Genomic DNA, 11,992 nt, shown 5'->3' with positions numbered 1-11,992 from the left:
AAACTTGTTTTTGCATAATTCAAGATTAAAATAAGTACAAGTTAAAACAGATAAAATGATTCTATTAAAAAAAACATCTTTACTTTTTATACTTTTCTGGAGCATCGGAATGACCGCTCAGAATACCTATAAAAATTGGTCTGAAATTATTCGCAAAAGTGATGCTTCTTGGTTTGCTTCGGCGGAAGCCAAAAAAATAGCAGAGAATGTTTTACTATATCAGAGAGATATTGGGGGCTGGCCAAAAAACATTCAAATGCAGCAAGAACTGAACGAAAAGCAAAAAAAAGACTTGATTGCCCTAAAAAAAACAGCTGTAGAAACTACAACAGATAATGGGGCAACCTGTCAGGAAATGCTTTTTATGTCAAAAATGTATGCACAGGTTAAAGACGAACGTTACGCGGCATCTTTTTTAAAAGGATTAAATTATTTACTTGAAGCACAATATGCAAACGGAGGCTGGCCTCAATTTTATCCGTTAAAAAAAGGATATTATACACATATTACCTACAACGACGATTCGATGGTTAATATTCTAAACGTGATAAGAGCGGTAGCAGATCAAACTGATTATTATAGTATTAAGCCATCAAAAGAAGTTGTTGAAAAATGCAAAAAATCATTTGATAAAGGGATTGACTGTATCTTAAAAACACAATACAAACAAAATGGAGTTTTAACAGCTTGGTGTGCACAGCATGACGAAGTTACTCTGGCTCCGGCAAATGCAAGAGCTTTTGAATTGGCATCTTTAAGCGGTTATGAATCGGCAAAAATTGTACTGCTTTTAATGTCTTTAGAAAAGCCGTCCCCAGAAGTTGTAACCGCTGTAAAAAGTGCTGTTGCTTGGTTCGAAAAAACTAAAATCACCACTTTAGAAGAAAAAAGAGTCTTAAACGATGCAGGAAAAATTGTAGACAAAAAAATGATTCCTGCGACAAATGCGACACCAATCTGGGCAAGATTTATGGATTTGGAAACCAATGAACCTTTCTTTTGTGATCGCGATGGAATTAGAAAGAAGTCGATTGATCAAATTGGCGCAGAGAGAAGAAATGGTTATTCTTGGTACTCAGAAGCACCAAAAGAAGTATTAAAAAGATTTCCAGATTGGGCAGTAAAAAACGGGACAAAAGTTTCGGCTTCAGAAAAGAAAAACGTCACTTTAATTACTGTAGCGCAAGATGGTTCTGGAGATTTTACAAAAATTCAGGATGCAGTATATGCGTGTCCAGCTTTCCCTTATGAAAAAGTTACCATCCACGTGAAAAATGGAACTTATAACGAAAAAGTCCGTATACCAGAATGGAACACCAATGTAATTTTAAAAGGCGAAAGCAAAGAAAATACGATTATTACTTTTGATGATAACTTTTCAAAAATTGGTTTAGGAAGAAACAGCACCTTTTACACTTATACGGTTTTAGTAGAGGGAGATGATTTTTCGGCATCTAATTTAACGATTAAAAATACTTCAGGAGAACGCGGACAAGCTATTGCATTGTCTGTCGTGGCAAATAGGGCAAAGATTTCCAATTGTAATTTGTTAGGCAATCAGGACACTTTATATATTTCTGGGAAAGATGCAAAACAGTATTTTAAGGACTGTTATATTGAAGGAACAACAGATTTTATTTTTGGAAGCGCAACAGCTTTATTTGAAAATTGCATTATTCACAGTATTAAAAGTTCGTACATAACTGCTGCTTCAACACCTGAAGGAACAGCTTTTGGTTTCGTTTTCAGAAATTGTAAACTTACTGCAAATGCTGATGCCAAAGATGTTTATTTGGGAAGACCATGGCGTATTTATGCCAAAACGGTTTTTATTAATTGTGAAATGGGCGGGCACATTAAACCAGAAGGCTGGGAAAACTGGTCTAAACCAGAAGCTGAAAAAAAAGCTTTTTATGCAGAGTATAATTGTACCGGAGAAGGTTTTCAACCTTCCAAAAGAGTTAGCTGGTCACATCAGTTAACTAAAAAAGAAGCGGGGCAGTATACAATAGAAAATATTCTAAAAGACAAGATCTCGAACTGGTATTTGAGGTAGAGTATTAGTCTCAGTTTTCAGTCGCAGTTTTCAGTCTCGGTCTGAAAACTGCGACTGAAAACTGCGACTGCGACTGCAAACTGAAAAACAGCTATTAAAAACTATAAAAAAAATGAATTCTAAATACTTATTACTCTTATTTTTTACCTGGGTTTCTTTTTCCCAAAACAGTGATTTTCCTTCAGAGAGAGTAGATTCTATAGTGAAAAGAATTCAGCTGCCTGTTATTCCTGCCTATCAGATAAATGTTTTGAAATTGGGAGCAAAAGGCGATTCAATTACAAACAACAAAAAGGTTTTTGATAAAGCAATGGCTTTGTGTAAAAAAAATAACGGCGGGACTATTATTGTGCCTAAAGGAATTTATAAAATCAACGGACCAATCCATTTTGTCAGCAATGTCAATTTAAAAATTGAGAAAGGCGCAAAAATTAAATTCAGTGATAATCCAAAGGACTATCTGCCAATGGTTTTAACCAGCTGGGAAGGAACAATGTTGTACAATTACAGTCCATTAATATATGCTGAAAGCTGTACCAATATTGCACTTACAGGAGAAGGTGTAATTGATGGAGAAGGCGGTAAAACGTGGAAAACATTTAAGGCAAAAGAAGGTGAAGGCAAAAACCGCAGCCGTGAAATGAATCATAACAGCACTCCAATTTCAGAAAGGAAATTTGGAGAAGGCTATTTTTTAAGACCACAAATGATTCAGTTTTTGAATTGCAAGAATATTTTAGTAGAAAACATTCGAATCGAAAATTCGCCATTCTGGTGTCTGCATCTTTTAAAATCAGAAAGTATTACAATTAGAGGAATCAGTTATAAATCATTGAACCATAATAATGACGGAATCGATCCAGAATATGCAAAAGATGTTTTGATCGAAAATGTGAACTTTGATAATGGGGATGACAATGTTGCCATAAAAGCAGGAAGAGATCATGAAGGAAGAGCCAATACAGCAACACCCAGCGAAAATATTGTGATTAGAAATTGTAATTTCAAGGGATTACACGGTGTAGTTATTGGCAGTGAAATGTCGGCTGGAGTTCGAAATGTTTTTGTTGAAAATTGTAAGACGGCGGGTTATCTTAAAAGAGGAATTTATTTGAAAACCAATGCAGATAGGGGAGGTTATATTAAAGACGTTTTTGTTAGAAATATAAAACTAGATGAAGTAGAAGACTGCCTTTATATGACTGCCAATTATCACGGAGAAGGTAAAGGTTTTCAATCGGATATATCAAATGTACATTTTTCCAATATTACCTGTAAAAAAGCTTCAGAATCAGGCATTGTTATTCAAGGTTTCGCAGATAAAAAGATTAGAAATATATCTTTAAGAAATATTGAAATCAAGTCGGCAAAAAATGCATTGTCAAACGAGAACGCAGAAAATGTTGTAATGACAGATGTTTTTATAGGACAAAGAGCCGGAGTGCCGTCGGCGGTTTCAAAACCGTAGTTTTTTTTTTAAAGGTTCAAAGGTTCAGAGGTTCAAAGCGACAAAGGTTTTTCTGTAGAGACGCACAGCAGTGCGTCTTCGCAAAGAATATCGAAATTGAGAGGTTCAAAGCAACAAAGGTTCAAAGTGACAAAGGTTTTTCTGTAGAGACGTACAGCAGTGCGTCTACGCAAAGAATATCGAAATTGAGAGGTTCAAAGCAACAAAGGTTCAAAGCGACAAAGGTTTTCTGTAGAGACGCACAGCAGTGCGTCTACGCAAAGAATATCCATAAAGATTTGAAAGGTGCAAAGTGACAAAGGTTTTCTGTAGAGACGCACAGCAGTGCGTCTACGCAAAGATTATCCTCAAAAAAATAAAAAAAAAAACTTCGTGCTCTTTGCGTAACCCTTTGCGCTCTTTGCGGTTAAAATAAATCACAACAAAAACAACAAATGAAAAAATACATTTTACTAACATTCCTAATCACCACGATTAGTTTTGCACAAAAAACATCTGTTTACTGCATTGGTGATTCAACAATGGCAAATAAAAAAGATCCCGAAAAAAATCCAGAACATGGATGGGCGCAGGTATTACAGCCATTTTTCAAAGACAATATTGTTGTAATAAATAAAGCCGTAAACGGAAGAAGCACAAAAAGTTTTATCAACGAAAAGCGCTGGGATTCTATTTATAAAAAATTAAAAAAAGGCGATTACGTTCTAATAGAATTTGGACATAATGATGAAAAAATAGAGGATTCGACACGTTATACCAATCCGCATACAAGTTATCGCTATAATCTAATTCGCTTTGTGCAGGAAAGCAGAGAAAAAGGTGCTGTGCCTATATTATTAACATCAATAGCGAGACGTAATTTTAATGATAAAGGCGTATTAGTTCCAACGCATGGAGATTATCCTTTAGAAACACGATTAGTGGCACAGGAATACAAAGTACCATTTATTGACTTAGAATATTATACCGAATTGTTAGAGCAGTCTTACGGTCCAGAAAAGTCCAAACAGTTGCACTTGCATTATAAAGCAGGTGAAAATCCTTATTACGATAAAGATAAGGCAGATGATACACATCTTTCCTTAAAAGGAGCTGCCGCCATAGCTCAAATTGTCATCAATCAAATAAAAGGTTTAGAGGGGGCGTCAATTCAAAAGTTGAAAGCTGGAATTAAATAATTTTGATTTTATAAACTTCATATTTTAAAGAGAGGACTGGTTCCTCTTTTTTTGTTGTTTCATTTTTAAAATGTTTTTCCTAAAAATTTTTCTATCTTTTTTAGTGTTAAAATTTTATTAATATGCTGAAATTCAGTACTTTTGTTTTTTTGAAATTCAAAAAATCTTAATTTTGGCGTTCAAACGTATTTGTTGAGTATTAAAATCTAACACAACAATTCACAATTTGTTACAGCCATTTTTACAAGCCATTCTTCTAGAGCTGTATTTTTTATTAGCCATTACTATTTTTCAATTGCTACTTTTTCAATTAATGTAAACTATCTGTAATTAGGTCTTTAATTACTTTTTAGTGTTGTTCAATTGTTTTGCATTTATCATTGATCCAAGAGATAAGTATTTTTTTTTTTCTTAAGGAATAAAAAATTGAACAAAGCTCACTTTTACATCCTATAAAGGAAGTAGGTTGTAAATCAATAAAGTATAAGATTTAGTTGCAAAGCAGCTGCTTAAATAGCAGCATATATCTTTTATTCTTAAGTAAAGATATTGTGTACAATTAGGTCTGTTTAATTAAATAATAAACCATTATGAGATTAAAAATTACTTTTTTAGTGCTATTCCTTATTTCGCCAATCCTAAGTTTTACGGGATATTCAATTTTTGCGCAGAGCGTTTCTGGTGCAGCAAGCAACACGGGCTGTCAGAATAGCGGAATAGTTACAGCAAGCAGTGTAGGCTTAGGAGCGACACCGCAGTATCAATTATTACGTTCGGGAACGGTGGTAGCACCTGTTCCCGGAGATGGCACTCAATTTACCAATGATCCTGTTTTTACAGGTTTAATTACTGGCAGCTATGTTGTAAATGCAAGAGCATCTACGGGAGGTACAGTTTATAGCAGTACGACTATTGCTGTTACCGATGGTTATACACCGATGGTAGTAACAACGCCGACAAAAGTCGCTGGCTGTGTTGGCGGCAATGCAGTTCTAACAGCGACAGTAACGGCAGGAAAATCCCCATTTACTTATACTATTGCGACACAAGCCGCTCCTGGCACCATCTTGCAAAGCAGCGGCAGTATTGCAGCCAGTACCTTTACTTTTAACGGTCTTCCAGCTAATAGTTATGTTGTAAGCGTGACAGACAGCTGCGGGCAGACGGTAATTGGTGCCACGGCTATTACAAATCCGACTTTAACATTAAATGATATTAAGTTAGGTTACATTGCTTATCCGGGTTATCTGCCTGCCTACAATTGTTCGGCGCCGCTAAATATAATTAATTCAGCAAATTTTAGATATATAACGACTAACACCATCCTTTCTACGGCTGATGCAGCCAATTTTACTTGGAAGGTTAAATACCAAGGACAATTGTATGGTAAAGATACAGATGGAGATGGTTTTAGCGATGTTGGAGGTGCCGGTTATCCATCATCTCAATCTAGTATAGGTATGCCGGCAATTGCAACCAGAGCAGGTATTGAGGCAGATTTGGCCAATATGAGAGCAGTATTAATTGATAACTGCGGTAATACTAAAGAGTTTCCGATAAGTTTAAATTACAATGCAATTACCTCGACAAATTGTGGAGGAAGCGGAATCATCCGTATTGGGCCGTCAACTTTAGCCTGTCTTCCCATAGATATGACTTTTACAAACACGGCTAATGCTGCCGATGTTATTACAGGTACATTGACCACGAGTTCAGGAATTTTTACAGGTTTTACTGCTGGGGCAACTTATCATGTTACGTATATTGATGCTGGAGGAAATACTACGGGAGACTTTTCATTACCAGTTTCACAGAACTTAACTATTCCGGCTGCTCCAAATATTACTTTAACGCAGTATGCATCATCAGCAAATGCAAACTATTTAGGATATGGAACCCTTTCTATAAATGTTAGTCCGTTTCAGGTTGGAGATGCAATAAGTTATGTCGTAACAGCTTCAAACAATTCACTTGTGCCTATTGGTCATAGTGGAAATATTACGCTGGATGGCGCTGGTTATGCTAATTTTCCTAAAGTCAATGCATCAGATCCAACTGGCACTTGGCCTAAAGGCAATTACACTTTAGATATAACTACTGCTTGCGGCACAAAAAGCATAAATGTTACAGTGGCTGGTTATGCCGCCACAGTATCAGAAAGTAATACGATAACATCCGTTTGCGGCGGATTCAATTATGTAATGAATGGTACTTTTGATGTGCCTTCCGCTTATCAGGTTATTATTTTTTCTGGTCCTTCGAGCGTGGGGCAAACCAGAGATTTGGCTAGTGCAACAGCTTCACTTCCTTTTAATGGATTAAGTTATGGCACCTATGTTTTTGCCTTACGTACGAAAAGCGGTTCGCTCAATCTGCTGACTCAAACATTTACCTATGATGCAAATAATGCCATTATAGTTGATAAAACAAATACTGGGGGATATGTCTGTGCAAGTGGTGCCACAAATGGTGTTTTAACTATTACAGCGACATCTATTTCACCTCCGCCCGGCAATGTATTGCAATATGCTTTAAGTACAGACGGTGGTGTCAATTACGGACCTTATCAAAATGGTAATACCTTTAGCGGATTAACAGATGATACTTATTTTTTTAGAGTAAAAGATGACTGCGGTAATATTATTACCCAATCTGCACAAATTGGTGTAGCTGCCGCTCCAACTATAACTGCAGATGGTATTGCTACACCTGCAACGGTTTGTAATGCAGGTTCAGGAACTATACAGCTCGATGTAGATGTGTTGGGAGCTGTTTCGTATTTATGGGCGGGGCCGGGTATAAATGCAGGCAATCAAAATGTTAAAGATCCTATTATAAATTATGCAGATTTACTAGTGGGAGCAAACAATATAACGGCTACGGTAACCTTTGGAGCACCCTGCAACAGCAGTACAGTTTCTAATTTGACTATCAATGTTAACCCGCTTCCCACCATTGCTATTACAAATCCTGCGGGAGTTTGTGCACCCAATTCTGTAGATATTACTTCCGCCGCCATAACTGCCGGAAGTGATGCAGGTTTAACGTACACTTATTTTTCTGATGATATTGGTACAGTACCCGTAGCCGATCCTGCTGCAATCACCGTAGCAGATACGTATTATATAAAAGGAACAAATGTAAATGGCTGTAGTTCAATTTCACCAGTTGTAATTACAATTAATGATTTGCCACTCGCATCTATTAATTATTTAGCGACACCATATTGTAAAACAGGAACCGCTGTTGTTGAAGAAATTGGCATCGCTGGAGGAACTTATTCCTCAGATCCTGATTTAATTATTAATACTGCGACGGGAGAAATTGATCTAGCAGCTTCTACTGTTGGAGATCACACGGTAACTTATACCTTTAATGACGGCAGTTGTTCTAATACCACTACTACAGTTATTACTATCAATGCACTTCCAACAGCAGCAATCAGTTATCCAAACACACCTTACTGTCAAGCCGGAACAGCTGTTTCGACTGAAATCGGTATTCTTGGAGGAGCATATAGCGGAGATGCAGGTTTAAGCATTGATGAAATAACAGGAACAATAGATTTAGCGGGTTCTACTGCTGGAAATCATACCGTGACTTACTTTTTTAGTGATGGTACCTGCTCCAATAGTACAACAACATCAATAGTAATCAATCCAGTTACATTACCCTCTGCTTTATCCAATATCAATGCACAATGCGAAGCAACACCAACTGCGCCAACTTTGACAGATATTTGTGCAGGAACTATAACGGCCGCTACCACGACGGTTTTTCCTATTACAACTCAGGGAACAACTGTTGTAACCTGGACTTTTGATTATGGAAACGGGTATACACAGTCAGTAAATCAAAATGTAATTATTGAAGATACGTTTTCTCCCGTTATGCCAATATTATCAGATGTAACAGGACAATGTGAGGCAACTCCAACGGTACCAATAGCTTCTGATGCATGTACGGGGGCAGTCACAGGAGTAACAACAACTCCATTTCCAATTACAGCAAAGGGTACGACAGTTGTATTGTGGACTTTTGATGATGGAAACGGTAATACTTCATTTGCCAACCAGAATGTTACTATAATAGATACTACTGCACCCACAGCGCCCGTATTAACTGATCTAACAGGAGAATGTTCTGTAACCCCAACGGCTCCAACTACTGTTGATAATTGTGACAGCGCAGCAATAACCGGAACCACAAGCACTTCTTTCCCAATTACGGCTCAGGGAACAACTACAGTAACATGGAACTTTACCGATAGTTCAGGAAATACTACAACAGTCAATCAAAATGTAATTATTGATGATGTCACACCTCCGGCAGTGCCTGTTTTAGCAAACGTAACAGGAGAATGTTCTGCAACCCCAGCTGTGCCGACAACAGTCGATGCATGTTCAGGAACAATAACCGGAACTACAAGTACATCTTTTCCTATTACAACTCAGGGAACCACAGCAGTAACTTGGAGTTTTGATGACGGAAACGGAAATATTTCGACAGCCGTTCAAAATGTAACTATCCAAGATACATTTTCGCCAGTTATGCCAATATTGGCAGATGTAACAGGTCAGTGTGAAGCAACTCCAACGGTACCAATAGCTTCAGATGACTGCGCAGGCGCAATTACAGGAGTAACAACAACTCCATTTCCAATTACAGCAAAGGGTACGACAGTTGTATTGTGGACTTTTGATGATGGGAACGGCAATACTTCATTTGCCAATCAGAATGTTATCATAACAGATACTACGCCGCCGACCGCGCCAGTGTTAACAGACCTAACGGGAGAATGTTCTCTAATACCAACGGCGCCAACTACTGTTGACAATTGTGACAGCGGAACAATAACAGGAACCACCAGCACTTCTTTCCCTATTACCACTCAGGGAACAACTATAGTTGCATGGAATTTTACAGATAGTTCAGGAAATACTACAACAGTTAATCAAAATGTAATTATTGATGATGTAACACCTCCGACAGCACCAATTTTAGCCGACGTCACAGGAGAATGCTCAGTATCGCCAGCTGTGCCAACCGCATTAAATGCATGCTCAGGAGTTATCACAGGAAGCACAAGCACCATTTTTCCAATTACAACTCAGGGAACCACAGCAGTAACTTGGAGTTTTGATGACGGAAACGGAAATATTGCAACAGCTGTTCAAAATATAATTATTGATGATGTAACACCACCTGTAGTACCCGTTTTAGCCGACGTCACAGGAGAATGCTCGGTATCTCCAGCTGTGCCAACAGCATTAGATGCCTGTACAGGAGTTATCACAGGAAGTACAAGCACCATTTTCCCAATTACAACTCAAGGAACTACAGTCGTAACTTGGAGTTTTGATGATGGAAATGGAAATATTGCAACAGCTGTTCAGAATGTAATTATTGATGATGTCACACCTCCCACAGCACCTATTTTAGCAGCTGTAACAGGAGAATGCTCAGTATCGCCAACTATTCCGACAGCGTTAGATGACTGCGCAGGAATTATCACAGGAAGCACAAGCACCATTTTTCCAATTACCACTCAAGGAACAACAGTCGTAACTTGGAGATTTGATGATGGAAATGGAAATATCGCAACAGCTGTTCAAAATATAATTATTGATGATGTAACACCTCCCACAGCACCTATTTTAGCAGCTGTAACAGGAGAATGCTCAGTATCGCCGCCTATTCCGACAGCATTAGATGACTGCGCAGGAACCATAACAGGAAGCACAAGTACCATTTTCCCAATTACAACTCAAGGAACTACAGTTGTAACTTGGAGTTTTGATGACGGAAACGGAAATATTGCCACAGCTGCTCAAAATATAATAATTGATGATAACACACCGCCCGCAGTACCAGTTTTGGCTGATATAACAGGGCAATGCAGCGTAACACCTGCTGCTCCAACAACTACAGATGCATGTTCAGGTTTAATTACAGGAACAACAACAGCTGCCTTTCCCATTACAGCTGTCGGAACCACAATTGTAACATGGACATTTAGTGACGCAAACGGAAACAGTGTAACAGCAAACCAAAATGTCATTATCAGCCAGATAGCATTGGCAGGCACAGAAACGGCAGTTTGTTCAACAGCAAATGCAGGTTATACTATTACTTTATCCGTAAATGGCCAGGCGCCTTATACAGCAGCAGGGACGGGGGCACCAGGTACATGGTCAGGAAATATCTGGACTTCTGGATTAATAAGCGCAGGCACCAATTATAGTGTAAACCTGCAAGATGCAAGTGCTTGTAATACAGTTACAGTAGCTGGAGTTTCTCCAAACTGCTGTAGTTTCAATGTAACTTGTCCAACTTTTCAGCCCTTAACAGTTTCTTGTTACGATGAGGTTCCTTCACAAGTAAGTTTAACAGAAGCACAGTTTGAGGCCTTAGGTAATGGTGATGGCCAAATTGCTGAAACCAATTGCGGTGTAATTGAAATTACTGCAGCAAACAGTCCAGATCCAGGCTGTAACGCTAACGTAACAAGAACATATACCGTAACAGAATACGACGATGCCAATAGAAATGGTCTGCGGGATGCTGGAGAAAACACAATTTTAAATACGGCTATTTGTACGCAGATAATTCAAGTTCATGATACCACCGCGCCAGTATTTACAGAAACACCGCCGCCAGCAGTTATAAATGCAGATTGTGATACTATACCCGCCGCTCCAGCTTTTACAGCAACAGATAATTGCGGCAGCGCTGCAGTATCGTATGATGAAACTCGGGTCGACGGAGATTGCAGCAGCAGATATACACTCATCAGGACTTGGACCGCCTCAGATCAGTGCGGCAACCAGAATTCATTGGTACAAACCATAAACGTTTCTTGTGTTGAAGAAATATACAACGCCATATCCGTAAACGGAGACGGATTAAATGACAGCTTTGTTATTAAAGGAATCGACTGTTATCCAGAGAATGTTGTAAAAATCTACAACAGATACGGCGTTATAGTTTATGAAAGAAACGGTTACGATAATGTCACAAACCCTTTTGAGGGATTCTCAGATGGCCGCGCAACTATTGCCAGAGGAAACAAACTTCCGGCAGGAACTTATTTTTATACTTTAGAATACGACAGTAATGGACGAAAAATAGAAAAAGCAGGTTATCTGTACGTAAGCAGCCAATAAGCTTATTAGATATATTTAAAGTATATTTTTTTTAGATAACAAGTAATGGACCGCTTTACTTTAGCGGCACAAAATCCCGACTATTTATATAGCCGGGATTTTTGTTTTAATACTGTTTTTACTT

The 11,992-nt window shown here is 38.2% G+C and carries 4 protein-coding genes; all 4 read left to right on the top strand.

Features of this window, described 5'->3' with window-relative positions:
- Window positions 1-55: 55 nt before the first annotated feature.
- The 4 genes from pelA (at window position 56) to HYN86_RS17330 (ending at window position 11,868) form a co-directional block, all read left to right on the top strand.
- Window positions 56-2,056, top strand: a complete 2,001-nt coding sequence (gene pelA / locus HYN86_RS17345) for a pectate lyase (protein WP_113679186.1) — start codon at window positions 56-58, stop codon at window positions 2,054-2,056.
- A 112-nt stretch (window positions 2,057-2,168) separates the two neighbouring features.
- Complete coding sequence (locus HYN86_RS17340) at window positions 2,169-3,524, top strand: glycoside hydrolase family 28 protein (protein ID WP_113679185.1); 1,356 nt, start codon at window positions 2,169-2,171, stop codon at window positions 3,522-3,524.
- Window positions 3,525-3,958: 434 nt separating this feature from the next.
- Window positions 3,959-4,702, top strand: a complete 744-nt coding sequence (locus HYN86_RS17335) for a rhamnogalacturonan acetylesterase (protein ID WP_113679184.1) — start codon at window positions 3,959-3,961, stop codon at window positions 4,700-4,702.
- 590 nt (window positions 4,703-5,292) lie between these two features.
- Window positions 5,293-11,868: a gliding motility-associated C-terminal domain-containing protein gene (locus HYN86_RS17330; RefSeq protein ID WP_113679183.1), complete on the top strand. Its 6,576-nt coding sequence runs from the start codon at window positions 5,293-5,295 to the stop codon at window positions 11,866-11,868.
- The last annotated feature ends 124 nt before the right edge of the window (window positions 11,869-11,992 follow it).

The organism is Flavobacterium fluviale (genome assembly GCF_003312915.1).
In the GTDB taxonomy this organism is placed as follows: Bacteria; Bacteroidota; Bacteroidia; order Flavobacteriales; family Flavobacteriaceae; genus Flavobacterium; species Flavobacterium fluviale.
This window is presented reverse-complemented; position numbering and strand designations above follow the sequence as displayed.

Coding starts and splice junctions, on each gene's coding strand:
- HYN86_RS17330 (WP_113679183.1), top strand. CDS start 5,293: ATGAGATTAAAAATTACTTTTTTAGTGCTATTCCTTATTTCGCCAATC.
- HYN86_RS17340 (WP_113679185.1), top strand. CDS start 2,169: ATGAATTCTAAATACTTATTACTCTTATTTTTTACCTGGGTTTCTTTT.
- pelA (WP_113679186.1), top strand. CDS start 56: ATGATTCTATTAAAAAAAACATCTTTACTTTTTATACTTTTCTGGAGC.
- HYN86_RS17335 (WP_113679184.1), top strand. CDS start 3,959: ATGAAAAAATACATTTTACTAACATTCCTAATCACCACGATTAGTTTT.